This is a genomic window from Aquimarina sp. AU119 (assembly GCF_900312735.1).
Lineage (GTDB): Bacteria > Bacteroidota > Bacteroidia > Flavobacteriales > Flavobacteriaceae > Aquimarina > Aquimarina algiphila.
The window spans coordinates 245,961-270,044 of the sequence record NZ_OMPF01000024.1; the positions used below are offsets into that span (position 1 = coordinate 245,961).

Annotated in this window: 21 protein-coding genes; 7 read left to right on the plus strand and 14 right to left on the minus strand. The window is 32.9% G+C overall.

Going from position 1 to position 24,084, the window contains the following annotated elements; genetic code table 11:
* Positions 1–64: 64 nt before the first annotated feature.
* From DK442_RS22500 to DK442_RS22550, 11 genes are all read right to left on the minus strand, one after another.
* Positions 65–574 (minus strand): RNA polymerase sigma factor, encoded by a 510-nt coding sequence (locus DK442_RS22500; RefSeq protein ID WP_160114302.1) that lies wholly within the window; start codon positions 572–574, stop codon positions 65–67.
* A 68-nt stretch (positions 575–642) separates the two neighbouring features.
* Positions 643–3,447, minus strand: a complete 2,805-nt coding sequence (locus DK442_RS22505) for a DUF5060 domain-containing protein (protein WP_109438165.1) — start codon at positions 3,445–3,447, stop codon at positions 643–645.
* 17 nt (positions 3,448–3,464) lie between these two features.
* Positions 3,465–4,601, minus strand: a complete 1,137-nt coding sequence (locus DK442_RS22510; protein ID WP_235011013.1) for a glycoside hydrolase family 5 protein — start codon at positions 4,599–4,601, stop codon at positions 3,465–3,467.
* A 15-nt stretch (positions 4,602–4,616) separates the two neighbouring features.
* Positions 4,617–5,042 (minus strand): heme-binding protein, encoded by a 426-nt coding sequence (locus DK442_RS22515; protein ID WP_109438166.1) that lies wholly within the window; start codon positions 5,040–5,042, stop codon positions 4,617–4,619.
* Positions 5,043–5,044: 2 nt separating this feature from the next.
* Positions 5,045–6,004, minus strand: a complete 960-nt coding sequence (locus tag DK442_RS22520) for a sugar phosphate isomerase/epimerase (protein ID WP_109438167.1) — start codon at positions 6,002–6,004, stop codon at positions 5,045–5,047.
* Positions 6,005–6,032: 28 nt separating this feature from the next.
* Complete coding sequence (locus tag DK442_RS22525) at positions 6,033–6,596, minus strand: D-lyxose/D-mannose family sugar isomerase (protein WP_109438168.1); 564 nt, start codon at positions 6,594–6,596, stop codon at positions 6,033–6,035.
* 11 nt (positions 6,597–6,607) lie between these two features.
* The gene (locus DK442_RS22530; RefSeq protein ID WP_109438169.1) at positions 6,608–7,876 is read right to left on the minus strand and encodes an MFS transporter; all 1,269 of its coding nucleotides are present in this window, start codon (positions 7,874–7,876) and stop codon (positions 6,608–6,610) included.
* Positions 7,869–8,504 (minus strand): GntR family transcriptional regulator, encoded by a 636-nt coding sequence (locus DK442_RS22535; protein ID WP_109438170.1) that lies wholly within the window; start codon positions 8,502–8,504, stop codon positions 7,869–7,871. Before DK442_RS22535 ends, DK442_RS22530 begins: the two co-directional genes overlap by 8 nt.
* Positions 8,505–8,864: 360 nt before the next feature.
* Complete coding sequence (locus DK442_RS22540; protein WP_109438171.1) at positions 8,865–9,278, minus strand: cytochrome c; 414 nt, start codon at positions 9,276–9,278, stop codon at positions 8,865–8,867.
* 60 nt (positions 9,279–9,338) lie between these two features.
* Complete coding sequence (locus DK442_RS22545; protein WP_109438172.1) at positions 9,339–10,460, minus strand: PQQ-dependent sugar dehydrogenase; 1,122 nt, start codon at positions 10,458–10,460, stop codon at positions 9,339–9,341.
* A gap of 41 nt (positions 10,461–10,501) precedes the next feature.
* Positions 10,502–12,802, minus strand: a complete 2,301-nt coding sequence (locus DK442_RS22550) for a TonB-dependent receptor (protein ID WP_109438173.1) — start codon at positions 12,800–12,802, stop codon at positions 10,502–10,504.
* Between the two features lie 193 nt (positions 12,803–12,995).
* On the opposite strand from DK442_RS22550, the gene DK442_RS22555 reads away from it, so the two are divergent.
* Genes DK442_RS22555 through DK442_RS22570 form a run of 4 tightly spaced genes read left to right on the plus strand, consistent with a single transcriptional unit; the run spans position 12,996 to position 17,776 of the window.
* Positions 12,996–15,323, plus strand: a complete 2,328-nt coding sequence (locus DK442_RS22555) for an outer membrane beta-barrel family protein (protein WP_109438174.1) — start codon at positions 12,996–12,998, stop codon at positions 15,321–15,323.
* Between the two features lie 28 nt (positions 15,324–15,351).
* A complete protein-coding gene (locus DK442_RS22560) occupies positions 15,352–16,050 on the plus strand; it encodes a hypothetical protein (RefSeq protein ID WP_160114303.1) in 699 nt (232 codons plus the stop codon).
* Positions 16,051–16,073: 23 nt separating this feature from the next.
* Positions 16,074–17,102, plus strand: a complete 1,029-nt coding sequence (locus DK442_RS22565; RefSeq protein ID WP_109438176.1) for a sensor histidine kinase — start codon at positions 16,074–16,076, stop codon at positions 17,100–17,102.
* Entirely contained in the window at positions 17,099–17,776 is a 678-nt protein-coding gene (locus DK442_RS22570; RefSeq protein WP_109438177.1) for a LytTR family DNA-binding domain-containing protein, read from the plus strand. Before DK442_RS22565 ends, DK442_RS22570 begins: the two co-directional genes overlap by 4 nt.
* Positions 17,777–17,779: 3 nt before the next feature.
* On the opposite strand, the gene DK442_RS22575 is transcribed toward DK442_RS22570, so the two are convergent.
* The 3 genes from DK442_RS22575 to DK442_RS22585 all read right to left on the minus strand — a co-directional run bounded on the left by DK442_RS22575 (position 17,780) and on the right by DK442_RS22585 (position 21,134).
* Positions 17,780–18,928, minus strand: coding sequence for an NAD-dependent epimerase/dehydratase family protein (locus tag DK442_RS22575; RefSeq protein ID WP_109438178.1), 1,149 nt, complete (start codon positions 18,926–18,928; stop codon positions 17,780–17,782).
* A 64-nt stretch (positions 18,929–18,992) separates the two neighbouring features.
* On the minus strand, positions 18,993–20,060 hold the full coding sequence (locus DK442_RS22580; RefSeq protein WP_109438179.1) for an AraC family transcriptional regulator: 1,068 nt from the start codon (positions 20,058–20,060) through the stop codon (positions 18,993–18,995).
* A 222-nt stretch (positions 20,061–20,282) separates the two neighbouring features.
* Positions 20,283–21,134, minus strand: coding sequence for an AraC family transcriptional regulator (locus DK442_RS22585; protein ID WP_109438180.1), 852 nt, complete (start codon positions 21,132–21,134; stop codon positions 20,283–20,285).
* A gap of 166 nt (positions 21,135–21,300) precedes the next feature.
* Here DK442_RS22585 and DK442_RS22590 point away from each other — a divergent pair, with 166 nt between their 5' ends.
* The 3 genes from DK442_RS22590 to DK442_RS22600 are packed head-to-tail and all read left to right on the plus strand — an operon-like array spanning position 21,301 to position 24,082.
* Positions 21,301–22,383: a mandelate racemase/muconate lactonizing enzyme family protein gene (locus DK442_RS22590; protein WP_109438181.1), complete on the plus strand. Its 1,083-nt coding sequence runs from the start codon at positions 21,301–21,303 to the stop codon at positions 22,381–22,383.
* A 1-nt stretch (position 22,384) separates the two neighbouring features.
* Entirely contained in the window at positions 22,385–23,146 is a 762-nt protein-coding gene (locus DK442_RS22595; RefSeq protein WP_109438182.1) for an SDR family NAD(P)-dependent oxidoreductase, read from the plus strand.
* 3 nt (positions 23,147–23,149) lie between these two features.
* Positions 23,150–24,082 (plus strand): aldo/keto reductase, encoded by a 933-nt coding sequence (locus DK442_RS22600; RefSeq protein ID WP_109438183.1) that lies wholly within the window; start codon positions 23,150–23,152, stop codon positions 24,080–24,082.
* Positions 24,083–24,084: the final 2 nt, after the last annotated feature.

Consider the following 24,084-nt stretch of genomic DNA (forward strand, 5'->3'; position numbering starts at 1 on the left):
GTGTTAAAATGGGAAAATCGTATTTTTTTTATTAAAAAAATGTCATTAAATGAATTATGAATATTTAAGCATATGTATTTCGTAATGCTAAGCGTAATATTTTAAATGATTTTTTTAAATGGAATTTCACTGTATTTATTGAAATACCAAGTGAGTCAGCTGCATTTTGATATTTTTCTCCATCCAAAACGCAAAGCTGAAAAACTTTTTTACTTTGTTCTGGTAATACTTCCATAGCCTTTTGTACTTTGATTTTTGTTTCTGTTTCAATCAAATATTCTTCATAAGAAGGAGAAGAAATTACATTAGAATTTTCTAATTTTTCTAATTTTCTATTTCTTTTAATCCTTTTTAAACTATTGTTTTTTACAGCTGTACTGATGTAATTTTTTAAATCTAAAATTTCGTTTTTAGGTTTTCTTCTCAATATTTTAACAAAAACATCTTGAACCATATCTTCGACTTCAGACATGTTTTCGATATAACTATATGATAGTAAACACCATTCTTGATAGTGTTTTAAAAACATGGCTTCAATTTCTGGTTGATTATTAATCTTTAAATTATTTCCCAACATTACATTACTATTTATCCAATATAAATTTTATCATTACACTTAAGTTCTTTCCTTAATAGCTTATCCTAATTATCTTTTTTTATTAAACAAACCCAATCTCTTTGAAAAGTTTCATCTTTTTGAGTTAAGGGGAGACCTAGTTTTCGTATTCCTTCACCATGTATACTTTCTACAGATCCTTTTTGCAACTGTCCTCCGTTTTGGGGATCAAACCAATGTATTGTAAAATCACCTTTTACATTAGTTAAATTGATGGTGTGTACTTTCGATTTTGGTAGGTAAACAGCATATATTTCTCCTGTTTTACGTAAGCAATATGCTTTTGATGAGTTGATTAGTGTATGTTCTGGTTGCATTTTCCAGTATGGTAAATTGTCTTGAAAAAATGTAATAGCATGATTAGTTAATTCCCAAAGTCGAGTTCGTTCTCTCCAATCTTCAGAATTTAGATCATTGTGTGGGTGTTTTGCGCCAAAATACCATTCCAAACCTGCAGCTCCCGACAATAAAGTTCCCCAAAGAACATATTGTCGTAAGGAATCATGATCGGGGTCTTCATTATCCGGTAAAGCTGCAGTATGCCATAAACCTATTTCGTCCATGGTAATTAACCAATCATGTCCTTTTTCTTTTGCTTTTGTTTTCCAGGTTTCAACTACATGTGATGCAAATTCTCTTTTGTCTTGTTGTAATGACAAGCCATCTAAGTACTGATATCCCAAAATAGAATCTAAAATTTTACTTCTTAGTGGATCATGTGAATGCGTATGTAAAAGAACAGGATGTCTATATGGGTCGGCATTTTTAAGAAATTTAGCCATTGCCTTTCGCTGACTATCATTTTGTCCTATTGGAGACCAGGAAGCTGGACCGTTTTCTTCTCCTAAGTTCCAGTTTAGTGCTAAATGATGTCCGAAGCGAGCAATTAATTCTCTGAAATATAATTGCCTCATAGGTCCTGTATTTCCCTTATCGAGCATTGTTTCATTTTCAGTTTCTTGTAGTACCAGATGTAATAAAATCCCTTTGGCTTGCATGTGCTGAAAGGCAATTTCCCATTGATCTAATTTGCTAACATCAAAACGGGTAAAATCTTCAGGGTGTATATATGGCCATACATCTTTACCATCTCCTAAAATATTCATGGTTAGAAAGTAGATCGAATTCATTCCTTTTGAAGCTAAAAAATTTATAGCTCCTATTAATGATTTTCCTTTGCCGTTTTTCCAACTGGGATCACCAGGCTTCCAATCTTTTAGATGAGGTTCATATTTATGTATTTCTTCTGTAGTACTTGCTTCGCCATCTTTGTTTGAACTCTGTATGCGATAGGTGTCATCAAAATCTACATATCCCAATAAGTTTTCAGGACTATTTGCTCCTCCTTTTAACCAGTATTTTTTTGAATCTTGAAATCGATAATATCCTTTTGAAGCTTCAAGACGACCATTAGCTCTAAAATCAACTCCATCTTTATCAGATTCTGTTACTATAAATTGACCTTTAGCATTTGTGATGTCAACTTGTTCTCCTTTTTTTAAATCATCATCTAGAGCAATACTATCTTTATGATGAAGTGTTGCAGAATAACTCCATTTTCCTATTTGATCTGGGGTGAATCTTGCCTTCCAGATATTTCCTTCTTTAGCTCCCGTTTCAGAAGCATTACCATCCGCAGCAAAAAAACCTCTTATGGTATATTGCGTTTTTTCATGTTTGAATTCTACATTTAAACGATAATTTAAAAATGGATTATCAGAAGCTGTTTCTGATGTTTCTGGTCCGGCAAACGATAAGGTTACGGTATGCCATTGCTTATGAATAGGTATAGCATTTGATTGTGTAACGGTTTCACTATTATCCTTAGAGGGTAGTTTAAGTCGTTCTATTGAAGTAAGCTCTGGTCCACCACCACGATTACCGCTTCCTGATGCTATGTATACATAGTCGCCAATAATGGCAAACCCTGTGCCATGACGCCCTTGTAGTAATGAAGGCCATTTGCTCCATGTTTTTGTTTTACTATTGTAAGCTTCAACTTCATTATGAGCAGCTTCATGCGCCATACTTTCACCTCCACCAATTATAATATCATTATTCCATGAAAATGCAGAATTACCGGCTCTTTGAGTAGGTATTTCTAGTATATTAGTTACTGTTTCCCATTTGCCAGTTTCAAAATCATAGATATTTCCATAAGTATTGGTCAATGCCATATCTTGATTTGTTTTTTTTGAAGTCCTGCGGCCAGCAAAAGCATATAGTTTATTATTGGCCACTACGGCCTGAAAATGATCTCGTGCATCAGGCGCATCGTCCAAAACTTTCCAGGCTCCTGTTTTAGGATCATATTCATCTAACCAGGGTTTGTAGCCATCTACATGGCCATTTGTAATCCCGCCAACCAAATAAATTTTATTGTTATGATACACTACACCTGCGCCTCCACGACGTCGATGTTTAGGAATTGTATGGCCGTATACAAATTCATCTCGTTCAGGGTAATATATGATAACACGATCAAGAGGTTTCTCGTTTGGCCATTTCCCGGTCATTGCACCTATAAGATATACAGCATCCTCTACAACTACCGGTTGAAAATGATGTAACTCGATAGGGGTCTTTGATTTAGCTTCCCAAGTATTTGTTTTTGTATCAAAAACATCAATAGGATTAATTCTTCTACCACCAATCAATAAAATTTTATCTTTAAACGCCACCATCCCTGCTTCATGACGAGCAGTTGGTTTACCCTGTACAGAAATAGTTTCCCATTGACTATTTTCTATTCGTGTTTCCTTACAGTTTACGAATAGGAGCAGGCTTAATAGCAATAGAAAATTATATGTAAGACTAAAAAGACGTTTCATAAGTTTTTACTTCATTTTTAAAGTTTAGTTTTGGTTTTTTTTCCTGAAATGATAGTTATTAGTTTTTGTTTTTTATTACCATCATTACCAACCAAACCAAATTCATCGCTTTTATAATTCCAGTTTGCATATCCAATTCCTGTTTCTTCAAAAAGCTCGATCATATCCTCAGACCAAATAAGACTATCTTTTTGTGGTGCGTCAGAAATAATTCCAAACTCTCCACAGTATAGAGGTAAGCCTAATTCTTTTGCTTTTTGAATGGGCTTTTGCCACATTTTTAATAATATGGCTTTGTTAAATTCTACATTTACCCATTTTTTTACTAATGGTTTTACAGCTTGAGGAAGTTTCTTAAATTCCTTTTCAGTAAGTATTATTCCCGGGTAATGCACAGGGCCTTTGTATTCTTTTAAAGGAGTCCAATGTGTTTTGTAATGACTTAATAAAAAAGGCTTATAAAAATGAAAGCTCAAAAGAATATTTTTATCATTTAGAGGCACTTCAAGAGCATCAAAAGTTTCTACCGATTGCCATCGATTAGAACCTATAACAATTGTACGTTCTGGTTCTAATGTTCTAATGGCAGAAAAAGCACTAACAAGCAATTTGTTCCAGTCATTGTGATCGTCTGCAACGGCTTCATTCATTAATTCATAGGCCAATAAATGATTAGGGTATTTTTTTAACGTTTTTGAAAGATCACGCCATAGGTCAAAGAATTTTTCTTGTTCTAATGTACTAGTCCATAATGGTTTTACTTTCGCATTAAAATGGTGTGATCTTAAAATATGTAAATCGACTATAACTTTTAATCCATATTCAGAACACCAATTCACACAATCTTCCATTAATTGAAATGCATCTTCATATCGATTTCCATTTTCATCCCACATTTGTTCTTCATCAATGGGCAATCTGATGTGATCAAAACCCAGATCTGCAATTTTTTTTACATCTGATTTTGTGAAAAACTTTGTTCGTTCTTCCGTTTTTTTCTTGGTTTGAGATAGCCAATGTGCAATGTTAGTTCCTTTTTTTACTTCAAATTTTTCAAAATCTGTTTGTTTTGAATTTTGACCAAAAGAAAGGGTAGAAGCCAATATTATAAAAATGACCATCATATATTGCATTATTTTAAAGCTTGTCCTCATTGTATTTTATATATATTACCAACCTTTGTTATCAAGAGCTTCTAGAACGACTACTTCATCCATTTCTGCATCCATTGTACCAGCTACAGCAATGGCACCTAGAAGTTCATCATTATGCCAAATGGGATATCCTCCTTTTAAAGGAACATATGCTTCTGATGTAGCACTATCCAGAACCAACATAGGTGTTCTTCCTTCTAATACTACATTTTCGAGATCGATTGTGGGCCTTTTAAAAGCAGCAGCGGTGGCAGCCTTACCAATTGCTATTTTTGCAGCACTACTCATTGTATTTTCAAGACTCTCTAATAATATTAGATTTCCACTGCTATCAACAATTGCAATTGCTCCTGGGACATTATGTTGAAATGCTGACTTTGTAGCAGCATTCATAAGTGATTTTGCGTCACCATACGTTATTTTAAAAGTTTCTTTTGGCATTTTTAAAGTCTATAAATTTCTTTTCGTACTAATTTCATCAAATCCATATGTTTTTCTTCATGCATAAGTCTTCTGTATTTATCACGATCTAGATGTTCTACAATATTCCAAATGGCTTTATTCATTTCTGCATGTTCAGTAAAAAAACCAACCATATCAAAAATACGGGGAGATGCATCGGCTGTAAAATACTTGTTGTAACCAAATTCTTTTGCATAAAAGAAAAACTCTACCGTATGTAAAAAATTTCTAGAACCACCAATTAAATCCCAGTCAAACTGCCAATCATTATCATTGGTGTGTAAGTAATAATCTACGTTTGACTGTTCGCACAGAGCGAGTACCTGTGCTGGATTTTCTTTGGCTAAAAGAGAATGACCAAAATCAATTGTAATTCCGGTTGCAGCATTCTGAACTTCTTTTAAAAACACAATTGTTTTTGCGCAACTATCCAAATGACAGTTTACTCTGGTTTCATTAATTTTATATTCAATAAACAAGGGCATTTCTGGTTTATAATCTGCAGCTTCGGCGACAGCATCAATCATATATTTCCAGGCTTTTTGATAATCTACCTGAAATAAGTTGTCAAACCCATCTGATAGAGGGCAACAAGTAACCAAGGGTGCACCAACGGTAATTGCATAATCTTTTGCATCTTTGATCATTTGAACAGCTTCTTGTCGCAGATTTTCTTTTGGTCTGGATAATGCACCAGGGACCCATTTTGTTTCTTTTTTGATATTGGCATTTACAGCAGCAAATTCTAATCCCATCTCTTGCATTAAAGCTTTGGTTGTATTAGCTTCTTCTGTTTCATAAGGAAACACAATCTCAACACCAGTAACTCCATTAATTTTTTTTACGATTTCAAGACGTTCTCTTAGAGCAGTAGGTTCTTGATATTCAGAAAACCTATCCTGTGTTTTACTTAAAAATGCGGTTATAATACTTTGTTTCATTTATATTTTGTTTGATATTGTTGTTGTATTAATATGTGCTGTTACTAGGTTCTTGCTCGATAATGGTATCTCTTACAATATTTTGATCTGTAAACTGATCCATTAAATCTGTTACAGTTGTTGAAAAAGAATACATTACAGCTCCCTTTTTACCAGCTTGGAACCAATGTTTTGTCCCTGCTGGTAATACTAATTGATCTCCAGGGTTAAGTACAACTTCATTGCGCATGGTGTAGCAATCTTCTTTTCCATCTACAATAAAACCTTGTGTCATGTTATTTTCTCCAGGGATATAGAAATAAAGTTCTCCACTAATAGCTCTTATAACTTCTTCTTTTCCGGGGTCATTTCCTACGGTAGGGTGCCAGTGCTCTGGTTCTGTTTGATTGGGTAATAAAACCAATATTTTACCGGCTATTCTATCAGTCTGAAACATGGTTAGTATTTGAACGCCTTCTTTTTTTATATGATTTAAACCAAAATCTGCAGCTGTTATTTTCTTTTTATCCTCTGGTGTTAGTAATAGTCCAGCAGCTTCAATCATCTCGATGGATTGTTGACAAACTTCTTTAAATTCTTCAAATTTTATCATTCTTTACTTCTTTATTGAGTTAGAGACAATGGTTTTTGTGGTTTTACGATCAGCCACATAGGTATAGCTAATACATTAAGTAGTGCGGCTAAAAAGAAAAAAGGAGTATTAGAACCTGTAAATGCTATCATATAGGGGAAAGCTAATGCAGTAAAAAAAGAACCTAAGTTTCCTGCCATATTCATGGTTCCGCTAACAGTTCCCGAATGCTCTTTTCCAATATCAAGGCAAGCTGACCATGATGGACTTAACGTCATATCTGCTCCAAATACAGCCAGAGATATAAAGATTACGGCTCCCAGGACTTCGTCCATATAGATACTTGCTACTATTCCGATGGCTGCAAGAGCAAATCCTATCATGGCAGGTACCTTTCTTGATAGTCCCCAGTTTCCTTTTTTGTAAATGAAATCTACCATCCAACCTGAAACCCAATTTCCGATGGCACCAAATATAAATGGAGCAGAGGAATAGAAACCAGCTTCAATAATATCTAAATTGTATTTTGCCTTAAGGTGAGGGAACAACCAGGTTAAACAAAAAAAGAAGGTGAAATTACTACAGAAATACTGTCCCATCATTAGCCATACTGCACGAGAACCAAATAATTTTTTAAATGAGATAGATGGCTTATTATTATTTGTTTCTTGCACATTTTCTTTGATGATTTTCAATTCATTTTCTGAAACCGAAGCATGATTTTCTGGTAAATCACGATACCACCAATACCATATTAAGGCCCATAATACTCCAATTAATCCAAGAATAACAAAACTCATTCTCCAACTTGTAATATCAATTAACCATGCTACAATAGGCAATGCAATTGCAGCTCCGATTCTACCGCCAGAAAAATTTATACCGTGTACTAAACCTCTTTCTTTTATTGGAATCCAACTAAAAATTGCTCTCGCCATGGTTGGAAAGGCTCCTGCTTCTCCAACTCCAAAAAGAAATCGGACGATGATAAGAGTGAAAAAATTATAAACCGCTCCAGTAAGTGCTGTGAAAATGGACCAAATACTAACTACTGCGGTAAGAATTTTTCTTGCTCCGTGTTTATCTGCCAAAAATCCTGAAGGAGTTTGAAATAAGGCATAACCAAGAGCAAAAATAGATAATACCCAACCCATTTGTTTATCAGATAATGCAAGGTCATTTGCTACTGGGTCCTTGGCTACCGAAATTAAAATTCGATCAAAAAGGACAATCATAGAGAGAACAAATGTGCCTAGTACCATACGATACCTAACAGGGAAAAAAGTGCTTTTTTTACTCATTTAACTTTTTTAGAATTAGTTGCTTTGTTCTATCTAGATGTGATTTGGAAAGTTCTTCGGCTAAGTCGGAGTCTCTTTTCTGGATTGCGTCAATCATTTCCATATGCTCCTGAAGTGTTTCATCAGGTTGTCTTAATAAACCTATTAAGTCAATACAAACCAATAAATTTCCTTTATGAAATAATTTGTGTAGAAAATTATTTCCGCTGCCAAGCATAATGGCATCATGAAATTTGGCATCTGCTTTTTGATAAGCATCGTTGTCAATTTTTCCATTTAAAAAAGGAAGGAATAGATTTCTAAGTTCATTTATTTCGGCATCTGAAGCGCGGTCTGTAAATAATCGAATGGCAGTTACTTCTAAAGCTATCCTGCAATCGAATATTTCTACAATTTCTCTATCTGTAAATTCTTTTACAATTACACCTTTGCGAGGAACAGATTCTATTAAACCTTCTCCTTCTAACATTTGTAGTGCCGATCGTAAAGGCGTTCTGCTAATACCCAGATTTTCTGCTAGTTTGTCTTGAACAATCTTCTGCCCAGGGACTAGTTTTTTATTTATAATCATTGATCTGACCTCTTTGTAGGCCTGTGCACTTAGTTCATTATTAGAGAGTTTTTCCATCTTATATTTTATTTCGTATACGGTATACAGTATACTAAAGTAGTCTAAACTAATGATTTATACAAATGTTTTTTAAAATTGAATGAAAATTGAGTTTTAAAATAACTTCTAACTGAATAGCAGGAAAGTCTATAAGAAAGAAATATGAAGTTGAATAAGAACCTAATAAATATAGGTGTTTAAAGAGGGGGTATATAGTGTTTGTGTTAAACTATTGTAGCAATTAATTTGTTGTTTTTACACATGGATAATATTTTAAAATATCTTTTATCATCATAGTAGTAATGCTATCAAACTATTGATAGGCTAAATAGTAATCAAGGAAGTTAGTATTATGTAGTATATATTTTGGGAAGAGTATTATTTTTTTACTTTAGAAACTTCCTGAGTTGTAACCATTTTTTTCTGTGTATTTCCCCATGTGTTCATGATATAATTCATAACATCCGCAATTTCTTCATCCTCAAGCCCTAGTGAAGTCATTGCACTATTGTATGATATTCCGTTAACTTCTATAGGGCCATTTAGTCCATACTTTATAGAGTGAATACTTTCTTTACGTTTATTAACTAACCAATCAGATCCTGCAAGGGGAGGGAATACTTTTGGAGTTCCTTTTCCATCTGGAAGATGACATTGCATACAAAAATCAGCATATATCTCTTTTCCACGGGCAATACTTTCTGAAAGTATTGCATCTTGAATTTCTAATTCTGTATTTGAAATGTATGTGTAATCAGTGTTTCCTTTTTGAGCAAGAATCGATACGCTCATAACCAATATTATGATTTCAAAGATTAAAAGTTGTTTTAAACGCTTCTTCATTTTATATTTCTATTTTAGGGAAGGAACTATTTTTACAATACCTTTATTTTCGATAGCAACATAGATAAATCCATCAGGTCCTTGTCTTACATTGCGAACACGTCCCATGCCATCTAATAGTTTTTTTCGTCCTGTAACTTTATTGTTGCTTAACTCTACCAATTCCAAATATTGAAATTTTAAAGAACCTACTACGAGGTCGTTTTTCCAATCGGGGTATTTGTCACTGGTAATAAAATCCATACCACTGGGAGCAATAGAAGGTACCCAATAATATAAAGGTTGTTCCATTCCTTCTTTTTTGGTGATATCTGTTATCGATGTACCACTATAATTGATACCATAAGTGATTACTGGCCAACCATAATTTACTCCTTTTTTTATGGGATTAATTTCATCTCCACCCCTTGGTCCATGCTCATGAACCCAAATTGTGCCATCAGGGTGGATTGCCATTCCTTGTGGATTACGATGTCCATAAGAGAAAATCGCCTTTTTTGCACCATCCTTACTTACAAAAGGGTTATCTTTTGGGATACTTCCATCATCATTAAGACGATATATTTTTCCACCATCTTTGGTAATATCCTGAGGGTTTACATCTCTATTTCCTCTATCTCCAATACAAAAGTATAAGTATCCATCATTATCAAATTCTATTCTAGATCCAAAATGGTGTCCACGGGTAGTATTTGGAGTTCCCTTATATAATTTTTCTATGTTAACTAACTCATTATTTTTAAGTTTAGCTCTTATTAGTGCTGTATTTCCTCCTTTTTCTGGACCTTCTTTAGAAGAGTATGTTATGTATAGCCATCCATTTTCTTTGTATTTAGGATGTAGCTCGATGTCTAATAAGCCTCCTTGATTACGATTATATACTTCTGGTACATTTGCAATTGAAGTTTTAACACCATCTTTAAAGAGGATTAGCTCTCCACTTTTTTCTGTAATTAACATACTCCCATCAGGTAACCAAACCATTCCCCAGGGAATTAATAAATCAGGAACTACTATTTCTGTTGTGTAATTCTTAGGATCTTCTTCTAAAGTAATATCATTTTTCTTTTCCTGAGCACATGAAAAAGTTGTAAGGAAAGCAAAAGTCAATAGGAGAACAAAATTCTTCATAAATTATGTGTTTACTCTGGAAAAATACAAAGAAATATTGTTTATAATCTATAATTTATGTTAATCCCTCCATAGATATTAAATGGTAAACCTGGATAAAAATATCTTGGAGCGTTACCTCCAAAACCTCTTGCGTTAATCTGTAATTGAGAAGCATAGTCAGTGTCTAAAATGTTATTTACACCCAAAAATAAATCATAATTGAAGTGGTTACTAATACTATTCTTAAATCCTATTTTACCATGTAATAATTCATAGTTTTTACTAAAAGTAGTATTGGCGTCATTAACTGGGATTTTGCCTACGGTTTGATAATTAAGATTACCATAAAACCCTTTTTCTGTAATAAATTCGATGCCAGAATTGGTAACTTCTGAAGGAACACCAGTAAGATCGTTACCAGAAAAATTACTGTCAAGATCAATAAAATTATCAAATGTATGGTCATATATAGATGCGTTGAAAAAGAAATTTAAAGTTCTTTTACCAAGATTTAATCTGGCAACGGTGAAATTTAATTCAAACTCAGCTCCATTATGAGTGGTTTTGCCGGCATTAATTGCAAAGAAATTGTCATCTACAGTTCTTCTTGAGACTAACAAATCTCTGGCTCGAAGCGTGTACAAAGATAAAGAACCGTATACTCTGTCGTCAAGTAGTTTGTAACGTGTTCCAATTTCATAATTCCAACCTATTTCGGGCTTTATATTTGGATTAAAAATACCATTAGGTAATAATGTTTCTGATGTTGTAGGAGTGGAGAAACCATGAGCAATAGAACCGTAAAAAGTAACGTTGTAATTTAAAGTATAGTTTATACCAATTTTTGGAGAGAGTATAGGGTCGAAATCAAATTCTCCAGAATTATCTTCTCCATCTGATAAAAACTGATCTTCAATGTCAAAGGAAGTTTGATTAAGGTGTGCCCCAGCATTAAATCTAAGTTTTTTGTTAATTTCATAATTCACTTCGCCAAACAGGTTATAATAATATCGTTTTTCATCAAGATCAGAAAGTTGATTTCCCTGTACACTACCCGTTCCGATAGGGAAATCTTCATAAAGATTTTGAAAAGTCTTACCAGTATAATTTTCAAAAAACAATTCTCCGCCTATGGTCCAATTCAGTTTCTTTTTAGCGACAAGATGTGTGCCTAAAATCCTACTCCTAATACCAAAGCTATTTGTATTTTCTTTAAGAATGTTAAATGGTCTGGGTTCATCATTATTTCTAAAAGAAGTAAATAAACTGGTGTTGTTGGATACTTTTTCATTGAAACGATGTTTCCAGGTTAGTCCTAAAATTCCGTAATTTATGTCTTCAAAACCTTGAGCTCTTCCCCATGTAAATGCAGCTTGTCTGGGATTGTTATCAAAGTCTTCCTGATTTAAGGAACTAGGTATGCCCGCTTTGAGGTCGACATAACTTCCTAATATAGAAAAGCTATCTTTTTCTCCTAAATCAAAATCAGAGGCGAGTGTTATTGTATTTCGATCATACTCATTATTCTCTCGATAACCATCGGTATGGTTATTACTATAGAGTACAATAATATTTGAATTCTTCAGAGATGTAGAGGCTCTAGCGAGAATTCGTCTTAAACCATAACTTCCAAATGACGTAGTAAGTTGACTTTGGGTAGTATTTTCTTCAGCATATTCAGGCTTAAATAATATGGCGCCACCCAATCCGACACCAAAACTACTAGATGAAGGCCCTTTATGAATTTCAATTTGAGATACAGTCCCGAGTTCTAAATCTTCTATTGAAGATTCTCCATTTCCATCAGTTAATGGAATATCACCAAAATAAGCTCTGATATTTGCGGTTCCAAATAAATTTCTGGCACCAATTCCTCTAATTGTGATTCGATTGGTGTTTAATGTTCCGTTTTGCATAAAAACACCTGCCACACGATTTAGAACAGGGTGTAATTCTATCGGATTTCCTCGGTTAATATCATTTGCAGTGATAGTAGAAACAGCATCTGTTGCATATTTATGTGGTTGCGGACGAAAATAGTCTTCAATTAATACCTGTGTTAATTCTGTAATGGGGGATAATGTTATCTCTATATGTTCATCTTTACTATAATTGTCTTTGTTGATCAGGATGTAAACTCCGGCATATCCTTCTTTAGAAAATTCGATTTTACCTAAAGCCTTTATAGAAAATTTTCCGTTCACATCAGTTAAAATACTGACATTACTTCCGACATCAAGAACCTTAGCATTTTCTATGGGCAGGTTATTTGAACTATCAATTACGGTTCCGGTAACATTGAGTTGCGAGTAAGCAGGAAAACTACAAACAAGTATTAGCAATAAAAATATTCTTTTCAAGATTTGTTTTTGTTCAAATATCGTAAACTAAAGATAAATGCTTTTAAAAAACATGATTGTGTTAATGAATTTTACTAAATACCTTTTTAAAATTTAAGAGTTATATCGTTAACAGAGAAAGAAAGAACGTTCACAGATTAAAATTTCTTAAAAGCTGTAAGAGTATCACTTTTGATGTATCAAATTCAAAAAAATGATACGAACAGTAGTTGTTATGTTTTTTTTCTTCATTGGATCTCTAATCATGACCAGTCAAGAGGTAAGAACTTTTAGAGGTACGGTAATAGACGTAGTCACTAAAGAAATAATTCCTTTTGCAACAATCGCAGTTTATAATGATAAAAATGAATTGTTAGATGGTACCTCGACAAATGATAGAGGACATTTTCAGTTAAAAACTAATAAACGATTTACATATTTTGAAATTAGTTTTATTGGCTATGAAAACTTTGTGAAACGACTTTCTGAAATTAATGACCTTACCAATATCTCAATTGAATTAAAACCGACAGTGAGTAATCTCGAAGAGGTTGTGGTAGAAGCTGGCCGAACCACTACACAACTCAAAATTGATAGAAAAATTATTGATATAGGAGCAGATATTCAGCAATCAGGAACTACGGCACTCGAAGCTTTTGACCAAATAGTTGATATCCAAACTGACCTGGGGACAGGTAGTATATCTTTACGAGGAAGTGATAATGTAAGATTATTAATCAATGGGAAACCATCTTCTATGGATGCTGTAGAATTGTTAGAACAAATTCCGTCATCTACTATTAAAAGTGTAGAAATTATTACTTCTCCTTCAGCAAAATATCAAGCAGACGGGTTGTCTGGTGTTATCAATGTCATTCTAAAGAGAAATTTGAATACTGGATTAAATCTTAATCTCAATAGTTCTGTAGGAACAAAACGTTATGGTTATGGAATTGATGGAAACTATAATTTATCGTTTGTAAACCTAAGGTTTAATGCTTCACAATCTGGACGAGAAATGGATAGTAAGCAAACTATCGATAGAACTTTTCTGAATGGTAATACTCAAAGCATTTTTACTCCTCATGATTTTAATGGCCTTGTTAGAAAAGGAACAGTAGGATTGGATTTTTTTATAGATAAATATAATGAGTTCTCGATAGGTTTTGATTATACTGATGATTATCACAGTTTTTATAACAATTCACAATATTTTAATGTGACAGATCGTAATGATTTTGTGTATACCCGAAACTCAGCACATTCACATCTTACTTCCGTTTTTAATGCTAATTATCGCAAAGCGTTTCGTAAAGAAGGACATTTTTTAGAGATAGATTATAATCTTAATGACAATAAAAATGAATATCCTGCTTCTGATTTTGAAGATGCTGTTTTTTTGTTTGATCAAATTATAGAGGAAGATAATACCATTCATGCAATATCATTAGACTACGTTTTACCGGTTTCAGAAAAAATTCAAATAGAAACAGGAGCTTCCTGGAATAGAAGCGATACAAAAAACCAGCAGTTTTTTAGAGCAAATAACACTACCGGAGCACTAGATACATTTGATTATGAAGAAGAATTGTTAGGTATTTACGGACTTGCAAAATTTAGTGCTCAAAATTTAGACTGGCAAGTAGGGTTGAGGTATGAAGATTTTTCTTCGACATCGCAAAACACGTTGAATTTATCTACAACAGATTTGGATTTTTCTAACTTTTTTCCATCAATACATGTTTCCTATAAGTTTAATGAAGATAATACAATCGGTTTAGGATATAGTAAGCGAGTCTCCCGTCCTAATCTACATCACATCAATCCTTTTCAGTTAGGTAATCCTTTCTTCAGGTTTGATGGTAATCCAGAATTAAAGCCAGAATCAAGTGATAATATTGAATTGAATTATCAAAATAATGGCGAAAAAATAAATTGGTCTTTAGCGACATTTTATCGGTATAGGAAAGATGTAATCCTGTGGGTAAATGATATCGAAGACAATAATGTACAGGTAATCTCATTCCAAAATATCGGGGTAAATCATTCTTTTGGAGTTGAAACTACAGTGAAATACAAATTTGCTAAGTTTTGGGATACAGCCCTTACGGGCAACTATTATTATACGGCGATAGATGATAATAACCTGGTTACGTGGGATGAGCTATACTCATCAAATCTACAACTAAAAAATACATTTAAGATTTCTAAAAAGATTAGTACAGATATTACATATCGACATATGCCAAGACGACAAAATGCTTTTAATTTTATTGAACCAAGACATAGAGTAGATTGGGCATTAAGAGCAAAATTTCTAAAAAATAAATTGAGAGCTAACCTTAGAGTCGTTGATGTGTTAGATAATAATTTAATGAAACGAAATACGCGTACCACAGAGTTTAATCAACGTACCGTGTGGAAGTTTCAATCACAAACTCTTGGATTTCTTTTTAGCCTCAATTACATGCTTTTCAAAAATGAAAATAAAGAGAGAAATAGAAAAAAAAGAGAATATAGACATAATAGTTCTAACAATTAAAAATTGAACAATGGTAAAATTTAATGTAATGAAAAGGAACTCTTTTCTATTTATGATATTGGTAGTTTTGGGATTAGGACTAGTAAGTTGCAATTCTAATGAACTTATTGAAGAAAAAGTTAGTTCTCAGGAGCTCTCTGGGTGGGAAACACTAGGGAAAGGTAAAACTTCGATACAAGATCATGAATTTGTTTTTGAAGAGATAGATAGCTCTGATGGTTTCTTTTTGATAAGCCCAAAAAGATATGAAGGTGATATGGTATTAAAGTATAAGATAAAGCCTTTGTCTGAAGCATCGGTATTAATCACATTGTTTTCGGCATCTGATACAGCAGAAACATTACAACTCACCTTACCAGAAAAGAACGCTGATGAAGAGGCAATATGGGAGTGGCGTAGAAAAATGAACCATTATAACTTGACCTTTAATAATGAATCTCATGGATATACTCCATTTTTTTATAAAAACATTTCTTCATTAGATCGAGGTTTTCATCTCCGAAAAGAAGAAAATATAATGAAGTCTAAGGAATGGGTTACCTTAGAAATAGGTAAAAAAGAGAATAGTGTATGGTTTTCTCTTGACGATATTGTTATTTTCGAACGTACAGACTTTTCGCCACTTTTAGGAGGACATGTGATTTTTAGAATAAGCGGCACTACAACCAAAGAAAAAACTATTCTGGCAAAGGCATCAATAAAGGATTTAGTGATTTATCATCAATAAAAATAATAACTTAGTACTCTTCTATGAATAATAACACGATGTATCTAAAACTGAAAAAGACAGAGCCTGTATTGCATTTGTTCTTTTGGGGAATGGTACTCTTTTTTCCGTATGTAAAATATATGGGTAGAGAAGGAGGGTATCCTATGAGTTTTATGCATGAATTGGTAGCATTATTATTCAATATGATTCCCACATATATAATGTATTTGTGGTTCTTTCCATTAAACAATAAGAGAAAATATATTCTTTTAGTATTGCTTGTCTTTATTTGCAACGCTTTGATTCATTACTATGCCGATACTTTTTTTCATCCAGAAGAAGGACATAAGCATCATCGTTGGAGATCTATAACTTCTAGTTTGGTAACATACTTATCTTTTAGTTTGGTTTTTTTTGCTTTACATTCTGTAAAGAAGTTATATGTAAAACAACAAGAGTTAGATGCTACAATACAAGAAAAACAACAAGCAGAACTTAGAGCGTTAAAAGCACAAGTGAATCCACATTTTTTGTTTAACACACTTAATAATATTTATGCAAATGCATTAAAAGGAGATGAAAAAACTCCTGATTTAATTTTAAAACTCTCAAATAATTTTAGATATGTATTGCATGAAGGACAAAAAGAAGATGTATCTCTTGATCAGGAAATTACTCATATAAAAGACTATATTAGTTTGCAAGAAGAACGATTATCTACTAAGGTAAAAGTTAATTTTTTGAGTAAGATGGATAATGCAAAAAAACAAATTGCACCATTACTATTAATTCCTTTTGTAGAAAATGCATTTAAGTACACAAGTATTTTGAAGGGTAATAAACATCCAATAAATATTAAAGCAGTATTAAAAGATAACCAGTTCTCTTTTTATTGCGAGAATCCATACGATGAAAATGGAAAACAAGAGATCGAAATAAACTGGCAAGAGAGCGGTATTGGAATAAAAAATACACAAAAAAGGCTGCAATTGTTATATCCAGAACAGCATCAATTAGAAATTAAAAAAGAAGAGAATCTATTTAGAGTGATACTTACTATTTCATTATGATACATTGTTTAATTATAGAAGACGAGCATGGAGCGCAAGAGGTTTTACAAAATTATATCGAGAAAACCCCTTTTGTGAACTGTTTGGGGGTGTATGAAAGTGGATTGGATGTACCATTACAAGAGCTAGATGAAACAGATTTTTTGTTTTTGGATATTCAACTTCCCGAATTAAATGGTTTATCTTTTTTGAGAACGTTATCAAATCCTCCTAAAGTTATTATTACTACAGCTTATCCAGATTATGCAGTTGAAGCTTTTGAAGAAGCAGTTGTGGATTACCTGGTAAAACCTTTTTCATATGAACGGTTTTTTAAAGCTGTAAACAGGTTACAGGATATAAAAGCATTGGATAATAATGAGAACACAAAACAGCTTTTTATCTATGCGGATAAGGCTATTTATAAGGTAAATATTGATGATATTCTTTTTTTGAAAGCTGAAGTGGATTATGTGAAGGTAGTTACAAAAGATAAAAGTATTTTGATTTTAGATAGCCTTAGAAATTGGGAAGAAAAATTGCATAATTCTAATTTTGTCAGAATACATCGTTCTTATATTATCAATCTGGATAAGATTGAAAAAGTCTTGGGGAATCAGGTTTTTGTTCAAGATACAGTAATGCCGATCGGAAAAACATACAAGAACGATTTCTTAAAACGTATTAGTTATTAATAATTATTTAGCAAGCCATTTTTTGATAACCTCTTTTTCCTTATCCATAGAATAATATTTCATTTGTTTATTGTTTATAACAACTCCAAATTTTACATCATCATTTGGATGTCTGCTTTTATACCCTTCTAATTGATTTATGGTCATTTCTACCATTGGACGATTCACTAACCCTGCTTCAATTGCTTTCTGAACATTAAAATAATAAGAACCAGCCGGACTTGGTTTCCATAAAGGCATTATTTTGTATGGAAGGATCTCATTTTTTATTAAAAAGTCACCATCAATCCAATGCATTTTTTTCGGCATTTGGGTAGCATGTATTAGGCTGGAGACATAATCTTTAAAGGGAGTAGGAGTGTATGCAACATTGTAGTCTCCATAAATTTTATTCTTAGCGCAGTGAATGATAAAATTCACTAAACTTTTTACATCAGTAACCTGGATGTGATGATTGTGGGTTGCAGGTAACAGGATTTCACCTCCTCTATAAAATCTAATAGGCCAAAATGGTTCTGAATTGGGATCTTCGGGTCTTGTGGTCCTAAAATCTTTCATGCCATGAGATCTGTATATTGTATACTTGTTTGTCTTTTCTCTTATGATGACTTCAGAAAATGTTTTTCTAATAGCATACCTAAAATCTTCTTGTATGGTTTTCGGAAATTTTGGAAGTGGATTTAAAGGTTCTGTCTCTGTTATAAATTTCTTGTCCCATTTATCATAAACAGAAATGGTAGAGACATAATGATAGTGTCCAATTTGTCCCTCAAATTCCTCCAGGAAATCTGAAACAGCTTTTGGAGATTTCTGCCATGTGTCTACAACGATATCCCAATACGTTTCTTTATGTTTTTTATCAATAGTTTTAAGCCCTTGTTTGTTTTCCAGTTCTCTATCGCAGATTATTATGGGAAGATTTTTAAAAAGGTGAGGGTTTGTTTTTCCTCTATTTAATAAAGTAACATGATAACCAGATTTTAAAAAAGCACTAACAATAGTTGGTCCTATAAAACCTCTTCCGCCTAGAACGAGAACCTTAGGAATATGGTTTTTATCACTATTTGATGTATATGTTAAAGCTTCTAATGGATTTAAAAATGTAAACGCTGTAGCTGCTCCCATGGTTTTTATAAAATCTCGTTTCTTCATTTTGTTTAATCTTAAATTGAGATACAAACAAAGTGATTTACAAGATGATAACGGAACCTCTTAATTAATCCGAACTTATTCCTTTTACAAATTGACCTGGTGTTTTTCCTGTATGCTTTTTAAAATGATGAAAGAAAGTGGATTTAGAATTAAACCCACATTCATACCCCAACCCTTCAAATGTCAATTGTTTATTATTTCCTTTCCTTATTCTGTGCATAGCATATTCTATTCGTTTTGTATTAATCAAATCATAAAAGGTAGTACCCATGTCCGAATTTATAATCTGAGAAAGGTGATGTTTGGGAATATTTAAAGATTTTGATAAAGTGGTTAATGAAAAATCTGAATGCAAATACATAGTACTTTCTTTAAAAAAGGAATTAATTTTATTTTGAAAAATATTGATCTCATCATTCTTTAAAGGACTATGCTTGTATTTTTTTTCTTCCGGAAATGCACTAAGAGAGATTTCTGGTGTATAGACGATACCATATTTCAAACCAAAAAAACCAATAATTGTAAAAAGACTAACATAAAGTAACACATCCAGAAGTTCAAAGTATGCAACACCAACCAGAAGTTCTGTAGTAAGCCTTAACATCGCAATTCCTGAGCTAATTAAAAACAAGATTGCTATATTTTTAAGCCAGGATAATTCTAATATACTATGATCGGCTCTTTTTGATTTCAAAAATTTAAGTTTTGCATTAAGCGAGAATAATACATATAAAGGGTAAATAATTCTAGAGGCAAGTTTTGCAATAAGAACGATGATTTCTAACGATAATTCTTGATTAGGTTTGATATAAAAGCCAGAAATAGTGAAAACCAAAAAAGGTAAAAAATGTAAAATATCAAATTTGTTGGGGTGTTGATTGAATATAGTTTTTGCGTAATAGTAAAAAAAAGGGCCATGTAGAAAACCAATGGTCATTGTTAGTATTTCTAAAGCATTTATAGAATATTTTTCTTTTACTATAGCTAATACTAAGTGAGTGAAAAAAATTAAAAACCAAAGAACTAGATTCCAATCAGATAATCTTTTGTTCTTTTTTGCTAGTATTAATAATATGAATAAAATACTTTGAATTGCTCCTATTCCACAAAATATTTCTAGCCAATAAGTCATGTAGTCATATCTTTTTTAATATTATCTATTACAGAATTAGGTGAAAAATAAAGTATAATCAACGCTAGATTAATATCTGAAAAGTAATAATTAATAAAAATTTACAAAAATAAAAAGCTTATAAATTAATTCTGTAAGCACGGTAAAGCTAAAACAAAACCTTACTAAACTATAATTGTACACCTCTTTGTAATTTGTGAAACAACTAAAGAAGAGTAAGTATTATAGATTTTGAAACTGTTGACGATAGCTCTTGGGAGACATTTGTTTGTACCGATTAAACCGCCGGTAAAAAAAAGACAAATTGTTGTAACCAGATTGATAACCGATTTCAGAAACAGATAAGTCGGTTTCAATGAGCATCTTACTGGCAATTGTTATTTTGTATTCATTTATGTAATTAGAAAATGTTTTGTCAAAGGTTTTCTTGAAAAACCTGCAGAATGCCTCTTTACTTAATGAAAGCTTTACAGATAACTCATGGAGTAGATTTTGACTATGGATATTGTCTTTGATGTAATTATGAATTACGTTGACTCGATGGCTCTCTTTTGAAGAAAGTACCTTCCCAAATCCTGGCCCAGCTAATAATTGCATGGTGGATTTGGTAGCTAATGTGTGTAGAATATTTAATAATGTTACTAATCTTTCAAAAGGAGCTTGTTTAGCAATAGAAATAAATGATTTTTCTAAAGATGTAGCAATAGTATAATCAAAAGAGACACTTCTAGAAGATTTTTGTAGTAAAGCTTTTATAGCGATAAATTCTGGTTTGTCTAACCAATTTTTGAACAAGGTTTCATCCCATTGTATGATAACACATTTAACGTGTTCATTTTTTGTATCAATGGTCTTCCATGAGTGAGGAACATTTTTACCCACTAGAACCAAATCACCACGTTTAAAAGAATGCATTGAATCTCCCACATACCTTATTCCAGTACTCCTTACCATGTATGTAAGTTCATATTGAGGGTGAAAATGCCATACAGGCTTAAACTCTTTGCCTTCAAAGACTTTAACTTTAAAAGAGCTATCAGGTGAAGTTGTAACCTCTTTAAGGTATGCTTTCATATTTTTTTACGCTAATATTTAAAAACAAAAATGACCATTATTAATTTATGATAAGCTATAAATTAACTTAATAGTCAATATAGTATATAAAATGAACCATATGCTGTATCAATTCTTCAATGAAATCAAAGACCTTTGTATTGCATAAAGTAACTAAGATATTATTATGAATGATTTAGCGATTAGAGACGTAAAAATATATAAAGCGTCTTCAGAGCTTAAAAAACCCATTTCAGATTCAACTCACACATTAACTGAGATCTCCTTTATTGTAATGAGAATTCAGCTAGAAAATGGAATTATTGGAGAATCATACCTGCTGTCTTTTCAATATTCTCCAAATGCTATCATAGGAGCCTTAAAAGATATTGTTCCGGCAGTAAAAGGACATCAATGTTTTGAAACAGGAATTGTACATCAGAAATTAGAAAACCTCTTTGAGTATTTTGGAAATCAAGGTTTATTAAGATGGTCACAAGCTGCTGTAAATATCGCAATGTGGGACGCTTGGGCCAAATCTCAAAAATTACCTGTTCATAAGTTATTAGGTGTCACCAAAGAGAAAGTACATATATATGGAAGCGGTGGGTGGATTTCGTATTCGATTGATGAACTAATAGAAGAAGTTACAGACTATGCAAACCGTGGATTCAAAGCGGTAAAAATCAAGGTAGGATCTCCAAAAGTTAGTACAGATTTAGAAAGGCTGAAAAAAGTACGTGAAGCGGTAGGAGATAAAGTTGATATTATGATGGATGCTAATCAGGGTATGGATTTACCATCAGCAATTAAATTATCTAATGAGGCAAAGAATTTAAATATTCATTGGTTTGAAGAACCCGTAAACCATCAAAATTTTCAGGCTTTTGAAATATTAAAAAATCAAACAGGAGTTTCTTTGGCTATGGGAGAAAGAGAGTTTGATACGCTGGCCTTGCGCGAATTGATTTCGAGAAATGCTTTGGATATTTGGCAACCTGATATTTTAAGGATAGGCGGAGTTGAAGCTTGGAGAGAAAGTGCAGCATTGGCCAATAGCTTTCATCTCCCCGTATTACCCCATTATTATAAAGATTATGATGTTCCATTGTTGTGTACTATTCCCAATGGAGTTGGAGCTGAATCTTTTGATTGGGTAGATCCATTAATTGATAACCCTATGGTCATTAAAGATGGGTATGCAAAACCACATGATTTACCTGGTTGGGGGTTCAATTTTATAGATGATAGATTAACCGAAATTAAATAATATGGCTTTATCTGTATTTTCTTTAGAAGGAAAATTGGCATTAGTTACAGGAGGTGGAACTGGTATAGGTCTGGGAATTTCAAAAGCTTTTGTTGAAGCAGGAGCACGAGTTGTTATTACCGGGAGAAGAGAAGAAGTATTAAAAAAAGCTGTTGCCGAATTAGGAGAAAAATCGACATACCGTGTAAATGATATTACGCGTAAAGAGGGAATACCTGTATTAGTCACAGAAATAGAAGAAACAGAAGGACCCATAGAAATATTAGTAAATAACGCTGGTATACATCATAAGGCAAATGCTCAAGAAACTTCTGATAAAGACTTTGAAAGGATTTTACAAACCAATGTTATGAGTGTTTTTACGCTTACTCGAGAATGCGCCAAATATATGTTGCAGCGAAAATGCGGTTCCATTCTTATGATAGGTTCTATGGCTGGTTTATTCGGGATAGATAAAGTAGTAGCTTATGGGACATCAAAAACTGCATTAACAGGACTAGTCAATGCTCTAGTTACAGAATATTCAACTAGTAACGTTCGTGTAAATGCCATTGCACCCGGTTGGATAGAATCTAATATGTTTTTAAATGCCATTAATAAAGACGAAAAACGTAAACAACAAATCGTTAATCGTATTGCTATGGATGGTTTTGGTCAAACCAGTGATATTGGTAATGCTGCGGTGTTTTTAAGTTCTGAGGCGGCAAGATATATAACAGGAGTGGTATTACCGGTGGATGGCGGTGCTACTGTAAATTTTTAATAGATGAATAGACCTTCTTACATAGAAAACTATGAAATAAGTGATGCTTTTAGAGGAGAAAGTCGCCTGGTTTTTGGCACTTCAGGATTAGGAGGTGTATGGGGAAAAGTAGAAGCGCAGGAATCTGTAGATACCTTACTGTATGCATTTGAAAACGGAATTTCTGTCTTGGATACTGCACCTTCTTACGCCAATGCAGAGAAATATGTGGGTGAGGCAATACGACAATGGAAAGGTAAAAATCCATTTGTTAGTACCAAAATAGGAAGATTAAAAGGAAATGATGCTTTTGAGGTAAAGCTTGATTATTCTAAAGACGGAATGAAAAAAAGTTTAGAAAACAGCCTTGAAACATTAAATACTTCAATTGATTTGTTGTTTCTACATGAACCACAATTAGTCCCTCTCGATCAAATTGAAGATGTGATTGAAACGTTGCTCGAATTTAAATCGCAAGGTTTGGTGAAGGAATTGGGTGTTGGGGGAAATCCTAATTCTACTTTTATGCCTTATGTAAAAAAGAAATACTTTACCGTAGTATCGGGTTTTCTAAAAATGGATGCTTGTAATCTTTCAGTTTTTGATGGAGAAATTCAACAGTATAAAAAGGAAGGAATCGCATACTATGCAGCTTCAGCACTCCACTTTTCTTTATTAGGAAATCGATTCAAAAAATATCAAAACGATGGAGCTGATGGAGAATGGATTACAGAATCAGATCTATTGAATGCCAGAAAGGTAAAAGCAATAGCAGATAAACAAGAAATGTCTTTGGCAACATTAGCACAACGTTATCTCTTTTCGATCAAGGAAGCAGACCGTGTGGTTATGGGAGCAAAAAATCTTACCCAAATAAAGTCAACAATTCATGACTGGAAGTTGGGAAAACTGGATCAGGAAACCTTTGAAGAAGTAAGCAAAGTTATATTAGATTAAAC